This window comes from Hydrogenophaga sp. FG152, assembly GCF_057809615.1.
The window spans coordinates 85,366-107,539 of the sequence record NZ_JBMDKH010000014.1; the positions used below are offsets into that span (position 1 = coordinate 85,366).

A 22,174-nucleotide genomic window follows, 5' to 3' on the forward strand; every position below is an offset into this window, starting at 1 on the left:
AACAGGGTGGCAGGGGAGGAAGGACTCGAACCCTCGCATGCTGGAATCAAAATCCAGTGCCTTTACCAACTTGGCGACTCCCCTACGCAGGTCGATGGTTCGGCGTGATGCCGGACAACCAACCAAAAACGTCGCAGGTTGCGCAACCACTGCCTGGGCTGTGCGCTGCCGATTCTAATCGGTGCACCAGTCGAGCAATGGATGTGCATCCATGTTGCCGCATTCTCGAACCATCCAGTCGCCGGGGGCGTCTGTCAGGTCCACTGCCTGCGGCAGCTGTGCAAACACCGCGGTTCCCGATCCGGTCATTCGCCCTTGCAATCCATGGCTGTCGAGCCATCGAATGCAATGTCCCACATCGGGACAGAGCGCCTGCGCCACGGGTTGAAGATCGTTGTGTCCGACGGCCAGAACTTTCTGGAGATCGATCACCGCGCCTTCACGCGAGTCATTTGCAGCAAAGCCTTGGATTGTAGCAGTTTTTGTGTCGCGTTTGAGCTCGGACGAGCCAAAGATGCGTTGGGTGGAGGCGCCCGTGGGCGGCTTGACCACGACGAAGCGGGTGGACGGCAGGGCCACGGGGGTGAGTTGCTCGCCCACGCCCTCCACCCAGGCGCTGCGCCCACCAATGAAAAACGGCACGTCGGCGCCCAGTTGCAAACCGATCGCTGCCAGCTGCGACCGCTTCAACCCCAGTCCCCAGAGGCGGTTCAGGGCCAGCAGGGTCGTGGCCGCGTCCGAGGAGCCGCCGCCCATGCCGGCCTCGGCGGGCAGGCGTTTTTCCAGGCCGATGTGCACGCCGTGAGCACAGCCGGTGGCCTGTTGCAAGGCCCTTGCGGCCCGCACAGACAGGTCTTCGGCCGGCAGGTGGCCGGGCATGAGGTCCTCGCGGCTGATCGCGCCATCGGCCCGGTGCTCGAAATGCAGGTGGTCGCACCAGTCCACCAGCATGAAGATGGACTGCAACAGGTGGTAACCGTCGGCCCGTCGGCCGGTGATGTGCAGAAAGAGGTTGAGCTTGGCGGGCGCAGGCACGTCCAGCAGGCGCTGCACGGGGGCGTGGGGCGTCATGGCTGGAAGACGACGCGCAGTTCGGCGGTGGGCAAGGGTGTGGAGCGGCGTGCCGTGATGCGGCCTTCGGCCTGGCGCGACAGATCGGCCTGCCAGCCTGGCACATCGCCTTGCTCGCCGCGCAACCAGCCGAACAGCGCCGCGACCGGCACCGCCGTGCCGCTGAGTTCGGTGGTCAGCTCGTCCAGGTTGCCGCGCCGGGTGACCTGGCCACCCTGGCGCAACTCGGCGCTCTGGGGCGTCCACACCACGATCGCCAGGGTGTTCCCCAGAGGCGAGGTGAGTTGCAACTCGCCCTCGGTGGGAGCACCGCGCAGGTCGAACGCGGCGGAAAACGACTGGGGTGGCGCGCTGTCGACTTGAAGGGACAGGCGGCCGCTCCACACCGTTTCGCCAGGAAGTGCCGAGCGAGGCGGTGTGGCGCAGGCCGAGAGCGCCGCGGCCACGGCCAGCACGGCCACGCGGCTCTGCAACCTGGGCCAGGGGAAAGCGCGCACGGTCATGGTTTGACTTGCAGGCGTTTGAGGGTGGCCTGCAGGGTTTCGTTGTCGGCCGCGAGAAGCAGGCCTTCGCGCCAGATCTTCAGCGCCTGCTCGCGCTGGCCTTGCACCCACAGCACCTCACCCAGGTGCGCCGCGATTTCGGGGTCCGGCCGTTTGCCGTAGGCCGCCTGCAGGATGGACAGGGCGCGCGCGTTGTTGCCCAGGCGGAATTCGACCCAGCCCAGGCTGTCCTGGATGTAGGCATCGCCCGGCGCGAGCGAGACCGCCTTCTCGATCAGCTGTTTGGCTTCCGGCAGGCGCATGTTGCGCTCGGCCAGCGAGTAGCCCAGCGCGTTGTAGGCGTGGTGGTAGTCGGGCTTGAGGGCGATCAGCTGGCGCAGCAGGCGCTCCATGTCGGCGAGTTTTCCTGCCTTCTCGGCCATCATGGCCTGGTCGTAGATCAGGTCGGTGTCTTCAGGGAAGCGGGCGGTGGCCTCGCTGTAGACCTCGTAGGACTGCTGGTAGGCCTTGAAGTCGCGCAGCAACTGCGCTTCGGCGACCAGCTTGAGGCGCACGTCTTCGGGTCGGCGCTCGGGCTGGCCTCGCAACAGCGCGCGTGCCTGAGGCAACTGGCCCTGGCGGGCCAGCAGCGAGGCGCGCCGCATCTGGGCGGCCATGATGTCGTCGGCGTTCTCGATGCGGTCCAGCCAGGCATTGGCGGCGGGAAAGTCATTCTGCTTTTCCGCGATCTGCGCCATCAGCAGGTAGGCCTGCGTCAGGCCGCGCGCGGTGCGCTCGTCGCCCGACTGGCGCGCCAGTGCCATGTACTTCTGCAGCGACGCCGTGGCCGGCGCCAACGCGTTGTCTTGCGCCTGCAGCGAAGCCAGCAGCAACCAGGGCTCGGCCTGGTCGGGTTGGCGCGCGGTGAGCGCTTCGAGTTGCGCTCGCGCTTCGCTGTTGCGTTGCAAGTCCACCAGGATTCGGGCATAGGCCAGCGCCACGGCGGTGTCGCCGGGCGTGGCGGCATTGCCGGTCTGCAGTTGCTGCCGCACGATGGCCTCGGCGTCGGTTTGCCCGCGCTCCATCAATTCCAGCGCGAGCAGGGCCGGGTAGGGCGATGCCGGATCGATCGCATGGCCTTCGCGCGCCGCCGCCAGGGCCTGGGGCAGCTGGTCCTGCGCCAGCTCCATGCGGCCCACGGTGGTCCAGGCCGCCGCGGCATGGAAGGGTTGTTTGAGCGAGGGCACCAGGGCCTCGCGCACCACGGTAGCGGCCAGGGCCTTGTCGGCAATGCGCCCGTAGGTTTGCGGGATGGCGTTGATGGTGTCGTTGCGCTCGGTCACCGGGCTGGCTTGCAGGATGGCCTGCAGCACCGGGCCGGTCTCGCCCACGCGGTTGAGCGCCAGCAGGATCTGCAGCACGAAGCGGTTGGCTTCCGAGCTGTTCGGAATTTCCTGAGCCCAGGCGCGTGCCGCGGTCAGCGCGGCCTCGCCCGAGCGGGCCTGCAAGGCCACGTCCACCGCGCGCCGGTACAGCTCAGGATCTTTCTGGCGGCGTGCCGCGTCCAGGATGAGCGAGTAGCCCGTGCCCGGCTCACCCGCGCTCACATTGAGTTCGCCCAGCAGCAGTTGGTAGAAGAGGGGCGCGTTGAGGGCCGAATTGACCACGGCGGGCCCGCTTGCGGTGGGCTGGGCGGCGGCTGCGGGTGGCGCGGCCGGTGGGGCAGGCTGCGCGGCCGCGCCAAAAGCCAAGCCCAAGAGAACCAGGGTCGCGGTGCGGTGCAAGGTGTTCATCGGGTCATGATAATGGGAAGGGTTCAGGGGCACGGGGGTGTGACCCCAAGACCGCACCGGCGTTCCGGCCCTCTGCAGAAAAACCACCCACCATGCCCGAATTGCCCGAAGTCGAAGTCACGCGCCGCAGCTTTGCCGACCGCATCGCGGGCGCCCAGGTGCGCGCGCTGTCCCTGGGCAAGCCGCTGCGCTGGCCCCTGGGCTGTGAGCCTTCGAGCCTGGCCGGGCGCCAGGTGCGCTCAGTGGCGCGGCGTGGCAAGTACCTGCTGGTGCATCTGGACGAGGGGGTGTTGCTGTTGCACCTGGGCATGTCGGGCAGTCTGCAGTTCGCCCCCAGCCTGCCGCCGCGCGGCGTGCACGACCACTTCGAGCTGTCGACCAGCCACGGGGTGCTGCGCCTGCACGACCCGCGCCGCTTTGGTGCGGTGGTCTATGCCCCGTCTCTGGAGGACGCCCGGGTGCTCAAGCTGCTGGGCGGCCTGGGCGTCGAGCCCCTGGAGATCGGCTTCGATGCAGTGAGTTTCCATCGAGCCCTGAAGCTGCGGCGCTCCGCCATCAAGCAGGTGCTGCTGGCGGGCGACATCGTCGTGGGCGTGGGCAACATCTATGCGTCGGAGGCGCTGTTCATGTCGGGCATTCACCCCGCGCTGCGCGCCGATCGCCTGAGCAAACCTCGCGCGGCGCGGCTGCACGCGGCCATCGTGTCGGTGCTGCAGCGAGCGGTGGCGTTGGGAGGCAGCACCTTGCGCGACTTCTCCAGTGCCGAGGGGCAGAGCGGCTACTTCCAGCTCGATGCCATGGTCTATGGCCGTGAGGGCCGGCCTTGCCGGGTTTGCGGGACGCCGGTCAAGGCAATGCGGCAGGGCCAGCGGTCCACATTCTTCTGCCCCGCGTGTCAGAAAAAGTGACGCGCCAGCAGCGCGGTTTTGTGCCCGGGCGCCCGGCTGTCGGTCTTTCCGACCGGTCGGCTTTCTCCTGTGTGCCGATGCTATATTGACCCATTGACAGAGACACAAGGCCCATGAGCTTCAACCAGGAATTCGATCAGCACGGTGTGTGGCGCAAGCAGTTTGCCTTGCGCCTGAAGCTGTTGTCCGAATGGTTGACCGACCACGACCTCATGGAGTCCGGCGTGCGCGAGCGCCTCGATCAGCTGCACGCACAGGTCAAGAACGACAAGATCATGGTGGCCTTCGTGGCCGAGTTCTCGCGCGGCAAGTCCGAGCTGATCAACGCGGTGTTCTTCGCCGGTTATGGCCGCCGCATCATGCCCGCCAGCGCGGGCCGCACGACCATGTGCCCCACCGAGCTGGGCTATGACGCGGAAGTGCCGCCGTGCCTGCGCCTGCTGCCCATCGAAACCCGCCTGCAGCCGCAATCGTTGCTGGACTGGCGCAATGCGCTGGAGAAATGGGAGCGGGTCGATCTCGACGTGAACGACCCCAAGCAGCTGGCGCGCGCGATCCAGAAGGTGGCCGAGGTGCGCCGCGTGACGCAGGCGGAAGCGGCGGCGCTGGGGTTCTGGCACGACGAGGTGCCCGAAGACAACCCCTTGCCTGGTCCGGACGGCCTGATCGAGGTGCCCAAGTGGCGGCATGCGCTGATCAACATGGCGCATCCCTTGCTCAAGCAAGGCCTGGTGATTCTCGATACGCCGGGCCTCAACGCCATCGGCGCCGAACCGGAGCTCACTGTGAGCCTGCTGCCGCAGGCTCACGCGGTGGTGTTCATCCTCGCGGCCGACACCGGCGTGACCAAGTCCGACCTGACCATCTGGCGCCAGCACCTTGCGGTGCTGGGCGAGGGGCGCGAGTCCCGGCTGGTGGTGCTCAACAAGATCGACACCATGTGGGACGCACTGAGCTCGCCCGAGCAGGTGCAGTTGCAGATCGCCTCGCAGCGCACCGACTCGGCCGAGATCCTTGGCCTGTCGCCGCGCCAGGTGCTGGCGGTGTCGGCGCAGAAGGGCCTGCTGGCCAAGGTGCACCGCGACAAGAAGCTGCTGGCCGCCAGCAACCTGATGGAGCTGGAGACCGCTCTGGGCGTGGATCTGCTGGGTCAGCGCCGCAAGATCCTGGGCGCGGCCGTGGCCAATGGCATCCAGGCGCTTCGCTCGGAAACCGGCCGCATGGTGCACACCCGCGCGCGCGACCTGGTGGAGCAGATCCAGGAGCTCGAAGGCTTGCGCGGCAAGAACACCGGTGTGATCAAGCAGATGCGCCTGCGCATCGAGCAGGAGCAGGCCGATTTCGATGCGAGCGGTGCCAAGATCCAGGCGGTGCGCTCGGTGCACCTGCGCCTGCTCAAGGACCTGTTCGCCATGCTCAGCTCTTCCCATCTCAAGGCCGAGGTGGCGACCCTGGGCAAGGCCTTGAAGCAGCCCGGCATCAAGCTGGGCGTGCGCCGCGCCTACGATCACACCTTCGACCGCCTGCGCACGGACATGGGCAAGGCCGACCGCATGGCGGGCGACATCCAGTCCATGCTTGAAGGCAGCTTCAAGAACCTCAATGCCGAGTACGGTTTCTCACTGCAGGCTCCCACGCCACCGCGCCTGGGGCAGTACGTGAAAGACCTCGACCTGATCGAGAAAAGCCACTTGCAGTACCTCAGCCTGGGCAATGCGCTGCGCCTGGCGCAGCCCGAGTTTGCCGAGCGCCTGGCGCGTGCGCTGATGAGCCGGCTTCGCGTGGTGTACGACACCGCGGTCAACGAGGTGGAGTTGTGGAACAAGTCTGCCGCCGCCCAGCTCGACGCGCAGTTGCGCGAGCGCCGCCGCAATTTCAGCCGGCGCATCGAGGCCGTCTCGCGCATCCAGCAGGCCGCTGGCGGTCTGGACGAACGCATCCGGGAGCTGCAATCGCACCAGGCCGAACTGAATCAGCTCGACGTCAAACTGGCCGAGCTCACCGAGCACCTGCTGGCCGCACCCGAAGAAGAACCTTCCGACGAAGCGCTCGTGGCATGAGCGCCGAGGCGATTTCGGGGGACCCCGTGCGGGCGGCACTGCCCATGACTTTTGCGCCCCGGCTCATTGAATGGCAGCGCCATTCGGGCCGCAGTGGCCTGCCCTGGCAGAACACCCGCGATCCCTACCGGGTGTGGCTGTCGGAGGTCATGCTGCAGCAAACCCAGGTCAGCACCGTGCTGTCCTATTACCCCCGCTTCCTGGATCGTTTCCCGGACGTGCGTGCCTTGGCCGCGGCTTTGCCCGACGACGTGATGGCCTTGTGGAGCGGCCTGGGCTACTACAGCCGGGCGCGCAACCTGCATCGCTGCGCACAGGCGGTGGTGAAGGACCACCACGGTGTGTTCCCCGGCACGGCCGAGCAACTCGAAACCTTGCCCGGCATCGGTGCCTCCACCGCTGCAGCGATCGCGGCGTTCTGCCACGGCGAGCGCATTTCCATCCTCGATGGCAATGTGCGCCGGGTGTTGTCGCGCCTGCTCGCCTTCGAAGGCGACCTGGCGCAAGCCGGGCCGCAGCGCGAACTCTGGTCGCTCGCCCAGGCCTTGTTGCCGGACGCCCCCACGCGCGAGGACATGACGGCCTACACGCAGGGGCTGATGGACCTGGGCGCGACGGTGTGCCAGCGCACCAAGCCGCTGTGCGGGCGCTGCCCGGTGCAGATGGTGTGCCGCGCACACGGGACGGATCAGATTGCGCGTTTTCCGGTCAAGACCCGCCGCGTGGCACGCCGTTTCGAGAACTGGTGGCTGTTGCTGGTGCGGAGCACCGGTGTCGATGGGCAACAAGCCTTCTGGCTGGAGCGCCGGCCCGCACCCGGCATCTGGGCCGGGCTGTACTGCCCGCCCGTGTTCGCCGACGAGCCGGCCTTGCAGGCGTCACTGCCCTCCGGGTTTGCCCAGCGGCTGCAGCCGCTCGAGCCGATGTCGCACAGCCTTACCCACCGGGAGTTGCGCCTGCATCCCTTGCTGCTGGATCTGCGGGAAGGTCACGGGTCGGGCGGTTTGCCCGAAGGCCAATGGGTGCCCGCAGGTGCCTTGATCGACCACGGTCTGCCGACGCCTGTGCGCCAGCTGTTGTCGGCCTTGAGTTAAGTCAGCTCGGCCGCCTGGCTCGCCGGCCCGGGCCAATTGTCGTCTTCGCGGTGGCGCACGCGCGTGAACCAGTCGGGCGCGAAGGTGTCGGCCAGCCGCTCCACCAGGTACACCGAGCGGTGCTGGCCGCCAGTGCAGCCGATCGCCACCGTCACGTAGCTGCGGTGGTCGCGCAGCATCTGCGGCAGCCAGTGGCGCAGGAAGGCGGTGATCTGCTCCTCCATCTGCCCCACCTCGGGCTGGGCCGCGAGGTAGGCGGCCACCGGGGCATCAAGCCCGCTCAAGGGTTTGAGTTCGGGTTCGTAGTGCGGGTTGGGCAACATGCGCACGTCGAACACGAAGTCGGCGTCCATGGGAATGCCGCGTTTGAACGCGAAGGACTCGAACACCAGCGTCAAGGGCGCCTGCGTCGCTCCGAGCAGGTCCTTGATCTGGCTGCGCAGGCGCGTGGGGCGGATCAGGCTGGTGTCGAGCACGAGCGCCTGTTCGCGCAATTCGGCCAGCAGCTCGCGTTCGTGTTCGATGGCGTCGGTCAACGCGCGGTGCTGGTCATGGGCCTGCTTGAGCGAGAGGGGGTGCAGGCGGCGCGTTTCCGAGAAGCGGCGCACCAGCGTGTCGGTGGTGGCGTCCAGGAACACCGTCGTGAGGTGCACCGGCCGGTGGGCGCGGCGCTGCAGCTGGGCCAGGCGTCTGGGCAGGCCCGGCAGCGAGGCGGCACTGCGCACATCCATGGCAATGGCCACCCGGGGTGCCTGGTTGCTCTGCTCCAGTTCGATGAAGGACTCGAGCAATTCGGGCGGCAGGTTGTCCACGCAGTAGAAGCCCACGTCTTCGAGCGCGGTGAGCGCCACCGATTTGCCCGAGCCGGACATGCCGGTGATCAGGACCAGGTGGATCGGGGTGTCGTCAATCGGGTTCATGGCAACGACTGCGTTCTTCAAACGGACAGCATTTCGCGGGCATGCGCCAGCGAGATTTCGGACTGTTCGCCACCGCCCAGCATGCGGGCGAGTTCGCGCACGCGCGCGTCGGTGGCGATGGGCTCGACGGTGCTCTGGGTCTGGCGACCCACGGCCTGCTTGCTCACGAGCAGGTGGTGGTCGGCGCATGCGGCCACCTGGGGCAGGTGGGTCACGGCGAGCACCTGGCGGTCCTTGCCGAGTTGGCGCAGCAACTGGCCCACGGTGTGGGCCACGGCCCCACCGATGCCCGAGTCCACCTCGTCGAAGATCAGCGTGGGCGCCTGGCCCAAGCGGCTGGTGACGACCGAGATGGCCAAGGCGATGCGAGACAGCTCACCGCCCGAAGCCACCTTGCCGACCGGCTTGGGTGTGGCGCCCGAGTGGCCGGCGACGCGGAACTCGACCTGCTCCGCGCCCTGGGCCTGGGGTTCCTCCAGCGGCAGCAAGGCCACTTCGAACACCCCGCCTTGCATGCCCAGCGTCTGCATGGTGGCTGTGACGGCCTTGGACAGCTTGGGGGCGGCCTTCTGTCGTTCCTTGCTGATGGCCTGCAAGGCGGTGCCAAAGGTTTTCCAGTCGGCGCGCTCAGCGCGTTGCAGGGCTTCGATGTCCAGCGCCTGGTCAACCTGGGCGAGTTCGGCCTTCCATTGCGCGTGCACCTCGGCCAGCTCTTCCGGCGTGCGGCGGTAGCGCCGCGCCAGCGAGACCCAGAGCGACAGGCGCTGGTCCAGCGCCTCCAGGCTGGCGGGGTCCTGTTCGGTGTGGCGGCTGTACTGGTGCAGGCTGTGCACGGTGTCCTGCACCTGAGCGAGAGCGGCCTCCAGCGCTTCGATGGCGCTGGCGAACTGCGGTTCGATGTGGGCCTGCGCCTGAAGGGCCGAGAGCGCACGGTGGAGCAGGGCAGCGGCGTTGGTATCGTCTTCGTCCAGCGCGTTTGCGGCGACCTGGGCCGCGTCAAGCAAGCCCTGGGCGTTGGCGAGCCGGCTGTGCTGGGTGTTGAGCTCCTCCCATTCACCTGCCTGAGGGCTCAGCTTGTCGAGTTCCGCGATCTGCCAGGCGAGGCGTTCGCTTTCCTGCTGCAGCGTGGCCTGTTTTTCGGTGGCGGCATCCAGCGCCTTGCGGCGTTGGCGCCACTGTGTCCAGGCCCGGGCCGCCGGCGCGGTGTCGATGCCGGCATAGGCGTCGAGCAGGTCGCGCACCGCATCGGTGCGCGTGAGGCTTTGCCAGGCGTGCTGGCCATGAATGTCCACCAGGCCATCGGCCAGGGCCTTGAGCTGGGTCACGGTGGCCGCGCTGCCATTGATCCAGGCCCGACTGCGTCCCTCGGTGTCCACGGTGCGGCGCAGCAGCAGGCCGTCTTCGACGGGAAATCCCTGTTCCTCCAGCCACGGCGTGAGCGAAGGGGGGGCATCGAACTCGGCCGCAATGTCGCAGCGTGCCGCACCTTCGCGCACCACACCGCTTTCCGCGCGCGCGCCCAGCGCGAGTTGCAAGGCGTCGATCAGGATGGACTTGCCGGCGCCCGTTTCCCCGGTGAGCACACCAAAGCCGGAGCCGAGCTCCAGTTCGAGGGACTGCACGATGACGAAGTCGCGCAAAACGATGCGTCTGAGGCTCATGGGTGTAAGAGGCGCGGCGTTGATGAAATCGGAGAGCAGCCGCTATTCTGACCGGGCTTTCAGGCCCCTTCGTTCCAGTGCAGCTTTTTGCGCAAGGTGTCGAAGTAGGTCCAGCCCACCGGGTGCAGCAAGCGCAGCGCATGTTCGGAGCGGCGCACCACGATGCGGTCGCCATGCAGCAGGCTGGTGAGCGTCTGCATGTCGAAGTTGGCGCTGGCGTCGCGGCCCGAGACGATCTCAACCGCGATCTCGCTGTGCGAAGGGATCACCACTGGCCGGTTGGACAGCGTGTGTGGCGCGATCGGCACCATCACCCAGCCGCCGATGCCGGGGTGGAGCAGGGGGCCGCCGGCGGACAAGGCATAGGCGGTCGAGCCGGTAGGCGACGCGATGATGAGGCCGTCGGCGCGCTGGTTGGCCACGAAATGGCCGTCCACCTCCACGCGCAACTCGATCATGCTCGCTACGCCACCCCGGTTGACCACCACGTCGTTGAGCGCCGTGGCCTCGAACACGCAGCGGCCATCGCGCCAGACCGTGGCCGCCATCAGCGCGCGCGCGTCTTCCTCGAACTCGCCGCGCAGCATGGGGCGCAGCTTTTCCTGGTAGCTGTCGAACGGAATGTCGGTGATGAAGCCCAGCCGACCCTGGTTGATGCCCACCAGTGGCACGCCATAACGCGCGAGCTGGCGCCCGATGCCGAGCATGGTGCCGTCGCCGCCTACCACCAAGGCGAGGTCGCAAGCCTTGCCCATGGCCGGCACGTCGAGCGCCGGATACTGCAGCAAGCCCGTGTTGGCAGCGGTTTCCTTTTCCAGCGAAACGTCGCAACCTTCGTCATGCAGGAAGTGCGCGATCTCGTCCACCGCATTGCGCGCACCGGGTGCGTGGTACTTGCCCACAATGACGACATGCGCAAAACGCAGGGGCCGGTTCCATCGGGCGGTCGTGGACCGGGTGTCGGTTGACATGCTCATTCGGAAATTACAACACAGCTTTCCTGTGGCGGAATGGCATAAAACCCTGTGCGTCGGCGGTACTGCCGGGGGCATCCGTCCTTAAAATGAAGCCATGTTGGATGACCGCGCCAAGTTGTTGCTCAAAGCCCTCGTCGAGCGTTACATCGCCGACGGCCAGCCCGTGGGCTCGCGCACGCTCGCCAGGGCCGCCGGCATGGAGCTGTCGCCGGCCACCATCCGCAACGTGATGAGCGATCTCGAGGAGCTTGGGCTGATCGCGAGCCCGCACACCTCGGCCGGCCGCATCCCCACGGCCCGTGGCTACCGGCTGTTTGTGGACACCATGCTCACGGTGCGCCGCGAAAGCCTGCCTGCGGTAAGCGAAATGGGTGCCTCGGGCATCGAGGCGGGGCAGCCGCATCGCGTCATCAGCAACGCCGCGCAGATGCTGTCCAACCTGTCGCAGTTCGTGGGCGTGGTCATGGCACCCCGGCGCGCCTCGGTGTTCCGCCACATCGAATTCCTCAGCCTGTCCGAACGGCGCGTGCTCGTGATCATCGTGTCGCCCGAGGGCGACGTGCAGAACCGCATCATCCACACGCAGGTCAACTTCACCCAGCCACAACTGCTGGAAGCCGCCAACTTTCTCAATGCCCATTACTCCGGCCTCACCATGGAAGCGGTGCGCGAGCGCCTCAAGACCGAGGTGGACGCCCTGCGCGGCGAGATCGCCGATCTCATGAAGGCGGCGGTGGACATCGGAGCTGAGGCGAGCGAGGCCCAGGACGAAGTGGTGGTGTCGGGCGAACGAAACCTGCTCTCCGTCAGCGAGTTCTCCAGCGACATGGGCAACCTGCGCCGCATGTTCGACCTGTTCGAACAGAAGACCCAGCTGATCCGTTTGCTCGATGTGTCAGCCCAGGCCGATGGGGTGCGCATCTACATCGGTGGTGAAAGCCAGGTCGTGCCTTACGAAGACCTGTCCGTGGTGACCGCCCCTTATGAGGTGGACGGCCAAGTGGTGGGCACGCTGGGTGTGATCGGCCCCCAGCGCATGTCGTACGAGCGCATGATCCAGATCGTTGATGTCACGGCCAAGCTGGTTGGTAACGCGCTCAGCCACCACAAATAAGCCCCCCTACAATCCTCGGGCGGGCCGTTAGCTCAGTTGGTTAGAGCAGAGGACTCATAATCCTTTGGTCGTTGGTTCAAGTCCAACACGGCCTACCAAAAAAATGCTGCTATAATTCGAGGCTTCGCGGCTGTAGCTCAGTTGGATAGAGTACTTGGCTACGAACCAAGGGGTCGTGGGTTCAATTCCTGCCAGCCGCACCACTTTTTACTAAGTAGAACAACGGGTTAGCTCCAAAAGGGCTAGCCCGTTTTTCTTTGCTGCGCGACTTTCTGCGCGACTTTTCTCAGTCGCTTCCTTCCTCTCTCACCCGTTCACGATGCGAAGCAGGGTCGTTCGGTCTCTCGTCTGGGCAACGCTGTTGGCTGCATCCAACAACCGCGCCACAGTGGCCGTGGCGTAGTGTTCAGGCATGTCCTCAACAGCGTGACCGAGCAGCAGCGCCCGATCTTCCTTGCTCACGCCGGCATCGCGTAGCCGCTGGCCGTAGGTGTGGCGAAGGTCGTGGACCCGCACCGTCTCCAGCCCTGCAGCCTTGCGGCCGGCCTGGTACGCGTTGGTGTTCATCGTCCCGATCCGGTGATACTGCATCGCCGGCGCGAGGTCGAGATTCTTCACGCGCTCCCGCCTGTAAACGAACACATAGTCGGGGTGCCTTCCACGTTGGCGCTGCGCAATGTCCCATGCCCTGTCGTTCAATACCAACACGTGTGAGCGGTTGGTCTTGAAATACTCGGGCGGAATCACGAACACGCTGCGCTTCAGCTCCGGCACCGGCCGTTCCCATTCCCACCGCAGGCCGCACACGTTCTCGTCGCGGGCGCCGGTGTTGACGGTGAAGTCCACCATCTCCGCCAGGTGATCAGGCAACCTCGGTAGAAGGTTCGCCTGCTCTGCCCACGAGATCGGTCTCGGCGCTCGGGCCTGGGCCGCCTCGTCCAGCATCTCGATGAGGGGGGCCGCTCCAATCCAGGGCTTGCCTCGATCGCGCCACACGCGTGCGGCGCGGTTCGTGACCGTTCGGACCACTTCCAGCGACCTGTTGACGGTGGCATTCTTCACGCCTTCATCCAGTCGGTCGTTGATGAACTCCTCAAGGCTCTCCGTGCAGACCTCCCACATCGGCTTGTCGCCGATGTAGGGCAGCAGAATGTCGACGTGGTACGCGATCGTGTCCAGCGAGCGCGCTTTGCGCTGCTGGCACTCGATCAGGTACTTCCTCGCGCCATCCGCCCACACGCGTTCAGCACCGTTTCGAAGCTCCTGCGCGGCGATGTCGTCTCGCCTTCGCCGGAGTTCGGCTTCTGCGTCCGCCTGGCTGGCCTTGCCGAGTCGCTCGAAGATTCGTTGGCCCTTGTAGACCTGGTTGAGCGTCCGGCTCCCGTCATCGTTGAGCTGGATTCCTCTTGTCCGGGTTCGCATATTTCGTCCTTTCTCTTTTGCGGTCCCGGGCGTCCATGGGTCGCAATATACGCGTCGAGCAGCTCATCGAGCTCGTGGCGGTCGTAGGCGAGGCTCTTCGGCCCCAGGGGCACCTCAGTGAGGTGGGGTCGGAATTCGGCGTTGAACTTGTTCTTGTCCACGCCGCAGTACGCCGGCGCGAGCTTCTGCCGGATCATTCGGGCTTGGAAGCCGTAGGTCATTTCAGGAGCCACACCCATATGCCCAGGCAGCTCGATGCCGTGAATGCAATCTGCTGGCCGAGCAGTCCCCAGTGCCGGTGTATCCACGCGAAGGCAATCCAGCCCGCGTTGCTGGCGAGGTAGGCCACGAAACCCCACCCGGCCTGGGGGCCGTTGAGGGCGAGCAGAACGGTGCCGAGCACACCGGAGGCCGCGGCAGTGAGTTCGATGATGAGCTTCATGCGGCCTCAGCGAAGAGCCCGCCGACGGCGCTGGCCAGCGCCGCGCGGCAGTGCGGGTTGATCCAGACGGTCTCCGTGCGCACGCCAGTACCTCGGCCCGAGCTGATGCGCGCCTGCGTGGTGTGTGCTTCCCAGCCCACCAGAGCACTTGAGTACAGGTCGGACTCGTAGCCACTCAGCACCACCATGCCGGCGAGGCCGGAGAGCGCCTGCAGCAGCCCGGCGTGATCTGCGTCCGTCATCTCGTGGCGGTACCCCCCCTTGGAACGCAGCTCACGCGTGCTGTGCACATAGGGCGGGTCTACGAAGTGCAGCGTCTGTGGGCTGTCGTGGTCGCGAAGCACGTCGACGGCGGGGCGGTTTTCGATCAGCACCTGCTGGAAGCGCTCAGCCACGTCCAGCAGGATCGGAGGGTAGGCAGCCCAGTCCATCTGCGCGGTGGTGTACTGGCGCATGGTGTCTGTGCGCAGGCCTGTGCTTCCCTTGACCGCGCCTGCGGACCCAAAGCCCATCTGCGCGCGGATCAGCGTGCGCCTGGCGCGCTCCACCAGATCATCCGTGTGTTCCCACGCCAGGTCGAACTCCGAGCGAGCATAGGGTGTCAGCGTGCAGGCCTGCACCAGGCGGTCGCGCAGCGTGGGCTGCTGCAGGCACCGGAACACCGCCACAACGTTGTCATCGAGATCGTTGTAGATCTCGCCGTGGCTGCGTGGCTTTTGCAGCAGCACGCCGGCCGCGCCACCGAACGCCTCGGTGTAGATGCGGTGGGGTGGAAAGAAGCGCATGACCCACGTGGCCAGCCGGAACTTGCCGCCGTGGTACCGCATCGCGGGACGGGAGATCGTCACGAATTGGATCCTTCCTTTGCCGTCGAACGAATGATCAACCTACCGCCAGAGCTGGCGACGCGCGCGATGGCGAGGCGCTCAGCTCGGTGGAACTCGGCATAGGTCACTTCCAGCAGCATGAGCCGGTATGCCCAGGCCAAGTCATCCAGGGCGACCATCTCGTGCCCATATAGGGTGGGAGCCAACCAGGTGCCGCTCGCCTGGGCGCGCGAGCCTATTGCATTGAGCGTCTCTTCGGCGCCGTCCACCATCGTCCGAAGTCCCCGGAAGACGCCTGAATCGTCGATCGCGCGCGCTTTGTGCATGGCGGTGGTCAACTGCACGAATTGCTCGTAGGTGGCCGAGGCGGTGCGAGCGCTGGCCACCGCGCCCTGCAGCGGCACCAGAATGTGTTCCAGCTCGGCCGGTGACAGCCTGGTCGTGTTCATGCGCGCTGTGGTGATGCCGTCTGAGCGCTCGCGGGCTTCTGGGTGGAGCCGCTTTCTGGCGTAGAGAGAAGATTTCCGGCTCATGGAAGCTGCACCTCAGCAGACTGGGCCATACTGTTGCTTTCAAAGGAGTGCCTATGGAAGACGGCGTTCTCGAAGTCAAGACACTGGACATCGTGAGCGGCAAGCGCTCCGGCGTGGCTACGTTCGTGCGGTATCCAAACGGGTGGGTGATCGACACCATTTCCGAGGAGGGCTTCCCGGACACCGGGGACAGCGACAGCTTGTTCCCCACGCTGGAGCTGGCCATCGCTGAGGCGGAACGGATGTTGTCTTGAGCTGGACGAGCAATCATCACGCGTCGCTTCGCCGCGGCAGGAGGTGACCAGGGCGTGCTCCGCGCCTCGCTGGACGAGCTGCTGGGCGATCAACTCCTCGCGCGCCATCGTTCGCATGCCGGCCTTCCACTCAGCGATGGCCTCTGGCGACGTGGCGGCGTTCTCAATGACAGCCATCAGCAACCTCCTTCGGAACCCGATCCGCAAACATCTCCAGGGTGTTCGCAGCTGCCCTCCGGGTCGCGTAGGCCGTGATCTTGTGGTGCTCGGCGTCGTATGCGAGGTGGTGCCGCTGGCACCAGGCGCGCAGGTTGTTGTCGGCGCAGTTCTCGGGCGTGTGGTCCAGGTGGGCAATCGTCAGGACGATCATGATCAGCTTGATGTCGGTGCCGTCGGCGCAGGCCACTGTGTCACCGGCCTTGAAGCCGGCGTCTCGCAAGGCATGGCCCATGCGGGTCCACACCCCATCGCGCCAGTAGCCTACTTCACGGTGCCGGGCGGTGCAGCCTTCGTGCTCGCAGCAGTGGTGCGCGCGCGCCAGGATGCGCTCCCTGATGGCCATCCAGTCCTTCGGGTAGCGGGCGCGGTTTTCAGGCTTGATCGGCATCACAGACCTCCCATCCGCCACCACTTCGCCCACCAGGCGCGGGTATCCGGGTGCAACAGGAACAGCAGGCCGAAGAGCACCAGCAGGAGCCGAAAGAGGGCGCGCCGCCAACCGAAATGGACAACGCAGATCACGATGGCGAGCACCAGGGCGACCAGAAGCACCCAGGTTAAAGGGTGCAGCAGCAGACCGAACCAGAATGGGTATCCGTGCATCACGCACCGCCTTTCTCACCCCGGGCGCGGGCTGCGCGGATGGCATCAACTGCGGCGTCCAAGTCCTCGCCCCGCAGGGTGTTGCCGATGCCATCGACGACGGACCAGTGCTGGCCGCGACGGATCAAACGGTAGTTCTCGGCGTACTCCCTGTCCTGCGCCACCTGCTCGGGCTGCGGCCCCGCGTAGAGCGCAAGCGTAAGGAGGCCGGCGGGCGTCTTGCGCATCGGGATGTAAACGCCACCTTCGCAGTGCGGGTCTGCGATCAATGGAAGCTGCTTTGCCGACATGAACCCCACCGGCTTCTGCTCCCCGGCAGGCGGCTTGCCGGCGAGGGCGGCGCGCTGATTCCACGCCTCGACAGCTTCCGCTTCTGGCAGGTTCGGACCCATGACCTCGCACTTGAGGCACATCACGTAGCCGGTGTAGTGGCCTGCCTTGAACTCGGCGCGACCGCCGCAAAACGGGCACGGGTCGGGTTTGTGCGCGCTCATGCTGCACCTCGCACGCTGATGGCGATCTGCAGGGGCCGCACCCAGACGGGCTGAGCTGACAGCATGAAGGTCTCGCCCGACCACGCCAGCAGCAGCGTCTCGCCCATCACGTGCGCGATCGCCTCGGCCGCGGCGCTGGGCACGGCGTTGCCGATGCGCTCGCGCCAGGCCTGATCGCTCTCGCCGTCGAGCTGCCACGGCACCCAGCTTTCCTCGGGGTCGAGCAGGGACTGCAGGGCGGCCAGCTCCAGGGTGGTGAACGGGCGGTGCCAGGTGCCGTCGAGCGCGCGGATCCTGGCCACGAGCTTCTCGGCTGGCGCGGGCATCGGGCGCGGGTCCGCCACGCTCCAGTTGCCGTTGTCGTGGCACGCCGAGGCGCTGACCGCGCCGGCGGCGTCCGCCCACGGGACCACGCCATAGTGGCCACCGGTGAGGTAGTGGTCGCCGCGCTCGCGCGCCATGCCTGGGCGCGGGTCAGCGACTGCATAGGCTCCGGTGTCGTCGCCCCCGATCACGGTTCCGGTCGAACCCTCCCACTGAGAGACCGGGTACTTGCTGAACGGCTTGCCGCCTCGCTGCGATCGAGGATCGGCGACCGCGAAGGCTCCTTGGCCCGTGGTGCTGCCGGCGATCACCGTGTTTGCTGGCTCGTCGAATGGTGTCACGCCGTATTTGGCGAACGGCTCACCTGGCTGCCTCGGATCGGCAACCGCCTGGCCGCTGCCGTGCGCGCTGGTGACCGCCATGGAAGCCTTGTCCCAAGCGACGATGCGGAACTCGTTCGAGTGTTTTGCCGGGCCGGAATGGCGGGGGTCGGCCACGCTGTAGGCGCCTTGGAGCGGGCCCTGCTGACCCGCTACGGTGCCGGTGGTCTGGTCCCAGCGGCGGACGCCCAGCGCCTGGCCATCCTGCCATTTCGACGACTGCTCAAAGCGAGGATCAGCGATGGCGAACCGGTCATTGCTGGGCAGCGACTCGCCCGCGATGGCGCCCGTGGGAGCGTCCCAGGGGTTCACCCCGTAGCCGGCGGAATAGACCTCCGTCCGCGGGTCTGCAACGGCGAAGTTGCCGTTGTTGGGCATGCCCCGGCTGGTGACGGTGCCCATGCTGCCATTCCACCCGTTCACGCCCAGCACGCCAGCGTGCATGTCGGGCACGATCAGGAAGTCACGGAGCTTGCCATCTTCGACCGCCAGCTTGTTGAGGCTGCGCCAGTCGCTGCCGGCTTCGACGAAGGCCAGGCGCACCCAGGTCTTCCACTGCAGGCTGGGCACGCGGTGCATGGGGCCCGCGATCGCGGCGCCCGGCAGCGGCATGCGGCCCAGGATGTCGCCCACGGCGCGCAGCGGCTTCTTGGTGGGCTCGTAGAGGAAGGCGGGCACCTTCTCGGCGTGGCGGGCCACCAGCAGGAAGCGCTTGCGGCTCTGTGCCAGGCCGCCGATCTCGCCGCAGTCGTGCGTCGTCTCGGCTACCGCGTAGCCGTAGGCGCGCAGCAGGTCGACGATCTGGTCCAAGAGGTGGCGCCCGCGCGTGGCGATACGCGGCACGTTCTCGAAGACGATCAGCTCGGGCGGGTCGTCGGCCCAGGCCTCCAGCATCAGCCACACGCCGCGCAGCGTGAGGCGGTTGAGCGCCTGGTACTTGTCGGTCTTGCTCTTGCCCTCGGCCAGCAGCCCGGAGAAGCCCTTGCACGGCGCCGACAGGAAGATGATGTGCGGACGCTCCCCGCCAGCGGCGCGCTGGATATCGGCGGGCATGGCCTCACGCCACTCCGGCCCGGGTTCGCGGCCGTGGAAGGCGCGGTACTGGTCGCGGTCGAAGAGATCCATCACGGTGCCTGGCACGCCACCGAACCGCGAGAAGTCGCGGATGGCGGGCGGCAGCACGTCGATGCCGCCGATGCAGCGGAACTTGGCCTGCAGGCTGCCCACGCGCGGGTTGGCCTTGTTGAATCCCTTGGCGCCGAAACCGCTGCCGCAGAAGAAATGGAAGTGGCGGATCTCCACGGTGGTGTTCATAGGTTCACACCTCGGACGTCGAAGAATTTCAGTTGCCCATTGCACGGGTGGAATGGCAGCGGCCGGGAGTCCTTCAGCAGGAATCCATGTGGACCGGTGAACCAGCCGGAGGGCATTTCTTGCACGCAGCCGAAGATGGTCGTGATGCCAACGATGCCGCCGCGCGGTAGATCCTCGAAGGCCGGCACCGCAGCCACCAAGCCACGCGCTACCAAGTCCTCGCTCACCTCCTCATAGTAGCGGCGAGACATGGTCTTGCCAGCGTGGATCAAGATAGGTCCGGTGAATTGGGTGGGCCAGTCACGGTTCTCGACAGGCTTGTGGCCGTTGACGATCGCCCAGGCCCAGGGTTGGCGAACAGAGAGGGTGATCATCCTGGTGTCACCTCACGGTCGCCGGGTCGGCGCGATCGAGCCAGCCCTCGCGGGTGTCGCCTAGGCGGGCGTCGAGCTGCGCTTCGGTTTCGGGCCAGACGTGCATGTCGTGGACCAGGCGTGCATAGACCTCTTGCCAGAAGTGCCGGATGCCGATATCGGGGTGCTTGTAGCCCACGATCTCCACGGCATGCATGAAATGCAGTTGGAAGTGGTGGGGGATGGCGTCAAGATCTCGCAAGTACTGGTGCACATGCTCCTGCATGCGATCCGTCCACGGATCAAGATCGTCGGGCCCGTCCAGGGAAGGGCCAGTGAAAGAGCCGCCGTTCGGTTCGATCGGGTCGTTCAACACGCGACCATCAAGCGCCGACAGCAGCACGCAGCGGCGATACCAGCGCAGCAGCATCTTGATGGCGCCGTACTTCGGCTGACCGTCGGGCCCTCGAATGGCGGTGAGCAGCACGGTCTGCTGCATCATGGGCAATTGGGCAACCCAGCTTTGCAGTACGGTGCTCATGCCACTTCCTCCTCGCCGGTGTTTTGGTTGTCGGGCCCGGCGTCGTCAGGTGCGCCCTCGGTCATCCGCTGGAGATCCTCGGCCACCTTGTCCCGCACCGCCAGGATGTCGATGCCGTAGCTCGTAATGAGGCGTTGATCCTGCTCTTCGGTGCTGTATCCCCAGCCTGTGAGCAGCTGCTCGACCGCGGCCATGGCGATCGCCTGGCCGAGTTGGTCGGCATCCATTGCGTTGAGCTTCTCCGTCACGATGCCCACCACCTCGGTGTCCTCTCGGTCTTCGAGGTCGGCGGTCCAGCCCAGGTACTCCTCTGTCCGTGGCGACGGCGGCTCATCGCCGTGGAGGAACAGAATGCGAGCCACGTGCAGCAGATCGTCGACGGTGCGCTCGCCGGTGCGGATCACATCGAAGATCCGGAAAAGGACGGCCTTGCGCACGTGGCTGTCGCGGAAGGCGAGGACCTCGGGCGGAGACGTATCTACCACAGGGGCGGGCTTGGCCTTTCCGGCCGCAGGCGTCGGCTCCTCGGCGGGCGTGAGCTTGTTGGCGAGATCCAGCGTGATCACCTTCTCGGCCGCGCCGGAGTGCGGATTGATGAACACGCGGGCCTTCGGTGCTTTCTTGCCCATCGCGCGAAGCGCGTCGTCGAAGGTGACCTCTCGCTCTTTCCCGTCGTCGCCCTTCTCGGTGTAGGCCGTGTCGGTGAGACGCACCAGGCCCTGCAGGTGGCGCGCATGGGGGGTGGGCATGGCAGCTGCGGCCTCATCGCCATCGATCACCTTCACGCCGTCGCGCTGTGCCGTCTCGCGGATGCGCTGCACATTGGCCTTGCGCTTGAAGTCGAAGCACGCAGCATCGGCGCAGGCCTCCGGGGCGTTGGGCTCGTCCCCGAACAAGTCGCTGCTGCCCCCCGTGCGCTTTGGGCAAACGCTGCAGGCGCCGGCACCGAGCACCAGGGACGCGTCCTCTGTGTCGAAAGGCGCGCCGGCGAGCTTGGTGTTGAAGTAGGAGTAGATCTGGGGCGCGATCTGGCGGTACGGCGCCGGCTCCGTGCCGGTGGGTGTCTTGATCGCCTTGCCCATGATGAACTGCACCACCTCGGCCTGGCGGTCGGCTGGGTAGCGCGCGACCAGCAGCCCGGTGCTGCGCCCGAGGTGGCCTTCGTACATTGCATCGCGGCTCGCTGGCGTCAGGTCGAGCAGCTTCATGGTCTTGCGCACGTAGCTGGCGCCCTTGCCCTTGCCGATGCGGTCCGCGATCTGCTCGACGGTGTAGCCCAGCTTGTCGCGCAGCAGCGCGAAGCCTTCCGCCTCTTCCATAGCATCGAGGTCCTCGCGCTCGATGTTTTCAACCAGCTGGATCTCCAGCACGGCCTGGTCGGACATCTCGCGCACGAAGAAGTCCACCTGGGGCAGCTCGGCGATTTGAGCAGCGCGCCAGCGGCGCTCGCCTGCGATCACTTCGTAGGCTGGGCGTGGATCGAGGTGGGCGGTGTCTTCAAGGCGCGACGCGGGCAGAGGTCGCACCAGAATGGGCTGAGCGAGGCCGTGCGCAATGATGTTGTCAGCCAGGGCCCGCAGGCTGTCCACGTCCAGCCCTCGGCGGCGACGTGGGTTGGTCAGGCTATTCACCGCCTGCAGCGGGTGCACCGTCGCCAGGCGGGTCTCCGTGCTGATCGCAACGCCGGCTTGAATGGGCTCGGGTTGCTTGTCGTCGCCGACACCGGATTCGAGCAGCTCAAGGTCGGAGATGGGGAAGTACTTGGACTTCTTCCCGATCGCCACCATCCAGCCACCGAACGGCGACGGTCTGTCGATCGCGCCATACAGACCGGCCCACATGTGCGGGTTCTCGGTGCCCGTGTCCTTCGCATCGTCCTTGATGCGCACCTGGCGCCCGATCAGGTTCTCTTCGGCAACGGCAGCATCTGCCGCGCCCGTGTTCATCTCTTCGTCAGCCATGGCTGCGTTCTCCGTTGGTGGTGGGGTTGATGCGAGTGACTCGGCCGTCCGGCCAGAAAAGGCGGTCGCCGATGCGGCTGGGCAGCGCGAATGCGTCCATCGACCCAGGGCGGTTGCTCGGCTGTGTGGTCTCGGTGCCGTGATAGGACGCGGCCTGGCGCATCAGCTCGGTGCGACGGGCTTGCTCTTGGCGCAGGTGAGGTGCTCCGCGCAGGCCCAGCAGCTTCTTCTGTCCGCGGGGCGTGATGCTGTACGTCGCGGCCGAGGCGCTCTTGTCGATCGTGATGCTTCCGAGCACGCGTAGGTTGCTCAGTGTGCTGTAGGGCACGGGCCCCAGCTCTGCGACGATCTGGGCTCGCGTGCTGGCGCCGTGGGTGTACAGGTGCTGGAGCACCTGCATGGTGATGGGGGCGGTAGCCGGCATTGC

Annotated in this window: 23 protein-coding genes and 3 tRNA genes; 7 read left to right on the top strand and 19 right to left on the bottom strand. The window is 66.4% G+C overall.

All coding sequences use genetic code 11. From position 1 onward, the window contains the following. Positions 1-7 precede the first annotated feature (7 nt). The 4 genes from ACODTB_RS17145 to ACODTB_RS17160 form a co-directional block, all read right to left on the bottom strand. Positions 8-84 (bottom strand) — tRNA-Gln (locus tag ACODTB_RS17145). A 90-nt stretch (positions 85-174) separates the two neighbouring features. Continuing rightward, entirely contained in the window at positions 175-1,053 is an 879-nt protein-coding gene (locus ACODTB_RS17150; protein WP_291114049.1) for a 4-(cytidine 5'-diphospho)-2-C-methyl-D-erythritol kinase, read from the bottom strand. Between the two features lie 14 nt (positions 1,054-1,067). After that, positions 1,068-1,574 carry a lipoprotein insertase outer membrane protein LolB gene (locus ACODTB_RS17155; protein WP_291113979.1) on the bottom strand — a complete coding sequence of 169 codons (507 nt, stop codon included), beginning with the start codon at positions 1,572-1,574 and terminating at the stop codon, positions 1,068-1,070. Beyond that, positions 1,571-3,346 (bottom strand): tetratricopeptide repeat protein, encoded by a 1,776-nt coding sequence (locus ACODTB_RS17160; RefSeq protein WP_291113977.1) that lies wholly within the window; start codon positions 3,344-3,346, stop codon positions 1,571-1,573. The genes ACODTB_RS17155 and ACODTB_RS17160 overlap by 4 nt, the downstream gene beginning before the upstream one ends. 92 nt (positions 3,347-3,438) lie before the next feature. Between ACODTB_RS17160 and mutM the strand changes: the two genes are divergently transcribed. From mutM to mutY, 3 genes are all read left to right on the top strand, one after another. Beyond that, positions 3,439-4,254, top strand: a complete 816-nt coding sequence (gene mutM, locus ACODTB_RS17165) for a bifunctional DNA-formamidopyrimidine glycosylase/DNA-(apurinic or apyrimidinic site) lyase (protein ID WP_291113975.1) — start codon at positions 3,439-3,441, stop codon at positions 4,252-4,254. A gap of 113 nt (positions 4,255-4,367) precedes the next feature. After that, positions 4,368-6,314 (top strand): dynamin family protein, encoded by a 1,947-nt coding sequence (locus ACODTB_RS17170; protein ID WP_291113972.1) that lies wholly within the window; start codon positions 4,368-4,370, stop codon positions 6,312-6,314. Between the two features lie 44 nt (positions 6,315-6,358). Then, on the top strand, positions 6,359-7,408 hold the full coding sequence (gene mutY, locus ACODTB_RS17175) for an A/G-specific adenine glycosylase (RefSeq protein WP_291113970.1): 1,050 nt from the start codon (positions 6,359-6,361) through the stop codon (positions 7,406-7,408). Here the strand turns inward: mutY and rapZ are convergent. Genes rapZ through ACODTB_RS17190 form a run of 3 tightly spaced genes read right to left on the bottom strand, consistent with a single transcriptional unit; the run spans position 7,405 to position 10,960 of the window. After that, positions 7,405-8,328: an RNase adapter RapZ gene (rapZ, locus tag ACODTB_RS17180; RefSeq protein WP_291113969.1), complete on the bottom strand. Its 924-nt coding sequence runs from the start codon at positions 8,326-8,328 to the stop codon at positions 7,405-7,407. The genes mutY and rapZ overlap by 4 nt on opposite strands. 17 nt (positions 8,329-8,345) lie before the next feature. After that, the gene (recN, locus tag ACODTB_RS17185; protein ID WP_291113966.1) at positions 8,346-9,989 is read right to left on the bottom strand and encodes a DNA repair protein RecN; all 1,644 of its coding nucleotides are present in this window, start codon (positions 9,987-9,989) and stop codon (positions 8,346-8,348) included. A 59-nt stretch (positions 9,990-10,048) separates the two neighbouring features. Continuing rightward, entirely contained in the window at positions 10,049-10,960 is a 912-nt protein-coding gene (locus ACODTB_RS17190) for an NAD kinase (protein ID WP_297394066.1), read from the bottom strand. A 100-nt stretch (positions 10,961-11,060) separates the two neighbouring features. Here ACODTB_RS17190 and hrcA point away from each other — a divergent pair, with 100 nt between their 5' ends. From hrcA to ACODTB_RS17205, 3 genes are all read left to right on the top strand, one after another. After that, positions 11,061-12,080 carry a heat-inducible transcriptional repressor HrcA gene (gene hrcA / locus ACODTB_RS17195; RefSeq protein WP_291113961.1) on the top strand — a complete coding sequence of 340 codons (1,020 nt, stop codon included), beginning with the start codon at positions 11,061-11,063 and terminating at the stop codon, positions 12,078-12,080. Positions 12,081-12,101: 21 nt separating this feature from the next. After that, positions 12,102-12,178: transfer RNA gene (locus ACODTB_RS17200), tRNA-Ile, on the top strand. Between the two features lie 28 nt (positions 12,179-12,206). Then, a tRNA-Arg gene (locus ACODTB_RS17205) sits at positions 12,207-12,283 on the top strand. Positions 12,284-12,386: 103 nt separating this feature from the next. Here the strand turns inward: ACODTB_RS17205 and ACODTB_RS17210 are convergent. The 4 genes from ACODTB_RS17210 to ACODTB_RS17225 all read right to left on the bottom strand — a co-directional run bounded on the left by ACODTB_RS17210 (position 12,387) and on the right by ACODTB_RS17225 (position 15,304). Beyond that, a complete protein-coding gene (locus tag ACODTB_RS17210) occupies positions 12,387-13,502 on the bottom strand; it encodes a tyrosine-type recombinase/integrase (protein WP_488929527.1) in 1,116 nt (371 codons plus the stop codon). Positions 13,503-13,719: 217 nt separating this feature from the next. Then, positions 13,720-13,944 (bottom strand): hypothetical protein, encoded by a 225-nt coding sequence (locus tag ACODTB_RS17215; RefSeq protein WP_488929528.1) that lies wholly within the window; start codon positions 13,942-13,944, stop codon positions 13,720-13,722. Further along, a complete protein-coding gene (locus tag ACODTB_RS17220; RefSeq protein ID WP_488929529.1) occupies positions 13,941-14,792 on the bottom strand; it encodes a DNA adenine methylase in 852 nt (283 codons plus the stop codon). The genes ACODTB_RS17215 and ACODTB_RS17220 overlap by 4 nt, the downstream gene beginning before the upstream one ends. Beyond that, a complete protein-coding gene (locus ACODTB_RS17225; RefSeq protein ID WP_488929530.1) occupies positions 14,789-15,304 on the bottom strand; it encodes a hypothetical protein in 516 nt (171 codons plus the stop codon). Before ACODTB_RS17225 ends, ACODTB_RS17220 begins: the two co-directional genes overlap by 4 nt. Before the next feature lie 53 nt (positions 15,305-15,357). On the opposite strand from ACODTB_RS17225, the gene ACODTB_RS17230 reads away from it, so the two are divergent. Beyond that, positions 15,358-15,558 (top strand): hypothetical protein, encoded by a 201-nt coding sequence (locus ACODTB_RS17230; protein WP_488929531.1) that lies wholly within the window; start codon positions 15,358-15,360, stop codon positions 15,556-15,558. A gap of 163 nt (positions 15,559-15,721) precedes the next feature. Here the strand turns inward: ACODTB_RS17230 and ACODTB_RS17235 are convergent, their stop codons facing one another. From ACODTB_RS17235 to ACODTB_RS17270, 8 genes are read right to left on the bottom strand one after another with little or no spacing between them, the layout of a single operon-like run. Continuing rightward, positions 15,722-16,165, bottom strand: coding sequence for a hypothetical protein (locus tag ACODTB_RS17235; protein WP_488929532.1), 444 nt, complete (start codon positions 16,163-16,165; stop codon positions 15,722-15,724). Then, positions 16,165-16,383: a hypothetical protein gene (locus ACODTB_RS17240; protein WP_488929533.1), complete on the bottom strand. Its 219-nt coding sequence runs from the start codon at positions 16,381-16,383 to the stop codon at positions 16,165-16,167. The genes ACODTB_RS17235 and ACODTB_RS17240 overlap by 1 nt, the downstream gene beginning before the upstream one ends. Beyond that, a complete protein-coding gene (locus tag ACODTB_RS17245) occupies positions 16,380-16,874 on the bottom strand; it encodes a Lar family restriction alleviation protein (RefSeq protein WP_488929534.1) in 495 nt (164 codons plus the stop codon). Before ACODTB_RS17245 ends, ACODTB_RS17240 begins: the two co-directional genes overlap by 4 nt. Next, positions 16,871-18,892: a DNA cytosine methyltransferase gene (locus ACODTB_RS17250; protein ID WP_488929535.1), complete on the bottom strand. Its 2,022-nt coding sequence runs from the start codon at positions 18,890-18,892 to the stop codon at positions 16,871-16,873. The genes ACODTB_RS17245 and ACODTB_RS17250 overlap by 4 nt, the downstream gene beginning before the upstream one ends. Further along, positions 18,889-19,266, bottom strand: coding sequence for an ASCH domain-containing protein (locus ACODTB_RS17255; protein WP_488929536.1), 378 nt, complete (start codon positions 19,264-19,266; stop codon positions 18,889-18,891). Before ACODTB_RS17255 ends, ACODTB_RS17250 begins: the two co-directional genes overlap by 4 nt. 7 nt (positions 19,267-19,273) lie before the next feature. Beyond that, on the bottom strand, positions 19,274-19,786 hold the full coding sequence (locus ACODTB_RS17260) for a hypothetical protein (RefSeq protein ID WP_488929537.1): 513 nt from the start codon (positions 19,784-19,786) through the stop codon (positions 19,274-19,276). After that, positions 19,783-21,747, bottom strand: a complete 1,965-nt coding sequence (locus tag ACODTB_RS17265) for a ParB/RepB/Spo0J family partition protein (protein ID WP_488929538.1) — start codon at positions 21,745-21,747, stop codon at positions 19,783-19,785. Before ACODTB_RS17265 ends, ACODTB_RS17260 begins: the two co-directional genes overlap by 4 nt. Beyond that, the gene (locus ACODTB_RS17270) at positions 21,740-22,171 is read right to left on the bottom strand and encodes a hypothetical protein (protein ID WP_488929539.1); all 432 of its coding nucleotides are present in this window, start codon (positions 22,169-22,171) and stop codon (positions 21,740-21,742) included. The genes ACODTB_RS17265 and ACODTB_RS17270 overlap by 8 nt, the downstream gene beginning before the upstream one ends. Positions 22,172-22,174 lie beyond the last annotated feature (3 nt).

What these genes read in the sequence shown, in the direction of transcription:
- ACODTB_RS17260 (WP_488929537.1), bottom strand. Translation starts at nt 19,786, where the DNA reads ATGAGCACCGTACTGCAAAGCTGGGTTGCCCAATTGCCCATGATGCAG.
- ACODTB_RS17215 (WP_488929528.1), bottom strand. Translation starts at nt 13,944, where the DNA reads ATGAAGCTCATCATCGAACTCACTGCCGCGGCCTCCGGTGTGCTCGGC.
- ACODTB_RS17160 (WP_291113977.1), bottom strand. Translation starts at nt 3,346, where the DNA reads ATGAACACCTTGCACCGCACCGCGACCCTGGTTCTCTTGGGCTTGGCT.
- ACODTB_RS17255 (WP_488929536.1), bottom strand. Translation starts at nt 19,266, where the DNA reads ATGATCACCCTCTCTGTTCGCCAACCCTGGGCCTGGGCGATCGTCAAC.
- ACODTB_RS17230 (WP_488929531.1), top strand. Translation starts at nt 15,358, where the DNA reads ATGGAAGACGGCGTTCTCGAAGTCAAGACACTGGACATCGTGAGCGGC.
- ACODTB_RS17190 (WP_297394066.1), bottom strand. Translation starts at nt 10,960, where the DNA reads ATGTCAACCGACACCCGGTCCACGACCGCCCGATGGAACCGGCCCCTG.
- mutY (WP_291113970.1), top strand. Translation starts at nt 6,359, where the DNA reads ATGACTTTTGCGCCCCGGCTCATTGAATGGCAGCGCCATTCGGGCCGC.
- ACODTB_RS17265 (WP_488929538.1), bottom strand. Translation starts at nt 21,747, where the DNA reads ATGGCTGACGAAGAGATGAACACGGGCGCGGCAGATGCTGCCGTTGCC.
- ACODTB_RS17245 (WP_488929534.1), bottom strand. Translation starts at nt 16,874, where the DNA reads ATGAGCGCGCACAAACCCGACCCGTGCCCGTTTTGCGGCGGTCGCGCC.
- ACODTB_RS17155 (WP_291113979.1), bottom strand. Translation starts at nt 1,574, where the DNA reads ATGACCGTGCGCGCTTTCCCCTGGCCCAGGTTGCAGAGCCGCGTGGCC.
- mutM (WP_291113975.1), top strand. Translation starts at nt 3,439, where the DNA reads ATGCCCGAATTGCCCGAAGTCGAAGTCACGCGCCGCAGCTTTGCCGAC.
- recN (WP_291113966.1), bottom strand. Translation starts at nt 9,989, where the DNA reads ATGAGCCTCAGACGCATCGTTTTGCGCGACTTCGTCATCGTGCAGTCC.
- ACODTB_RS17235 (WP_488929532.1), bottom strand. Translation starts at nt 16,165, where the DNA reads ATGCCGATCAAGCCTGAAAACCGCGCCCGCTACCCGAAGGACTGGATG.
- rapZ (WP_291113969.1), bottom strand. Translation starts at nt 8,328, where the DNA reads ATGAACCCGATTGACGACACCCCGATCCACCTGGTCCTGATCACCGGC.
- ACODTB_RS17170 (WP_291113972.1), top strand. Translation starts at nt 4,368, where the DNA reads ATGAGCTTCAACCAGGAATTCGATCAGCACGGTGTGTGGCGCAAGCAG.
- ACODTB_RS17270 (WP_488929539.1), bottom strand. Translation starts at nt 22,171, where the DNA reads ATGCCGGCTACCGCCCCCATCACCATGCAGGTGCTCCAGCACCTGTAC.
- ACODTB_RS17225 (WP_488929530.1), bottom strand. Translation starts at nt 15,304, where the DNA reads ATGAGCCGGAAATCTTCTCTCTACGCCAGAAAGCGGCTCCACCCAGAA.
- ACODTB_RS17210 (WP_488929527.1), bottom strand. Translation starts at nt 13,502, where the DNA reads ATGCGAACCCGGACAAGAGGAATCCAGCTCAACGATGACGGGAGCCGG.
- ACODTB_RS17250 (WP_488929535.1), bottom strand. Translation starts at nt 18,892, where the DNA reads ATGAACACCACCGTGGAGATCCGCCACTTCCATTTCTTCTGCGGCAGC.
- hrcA (WP_291113961.1), top strand. Translation starts at nt 11,061, where the DNA reads ATGTTGGATGACCGCGCCAAGTTGTTGCTCAAAGCCCTCGTCGAGCGT.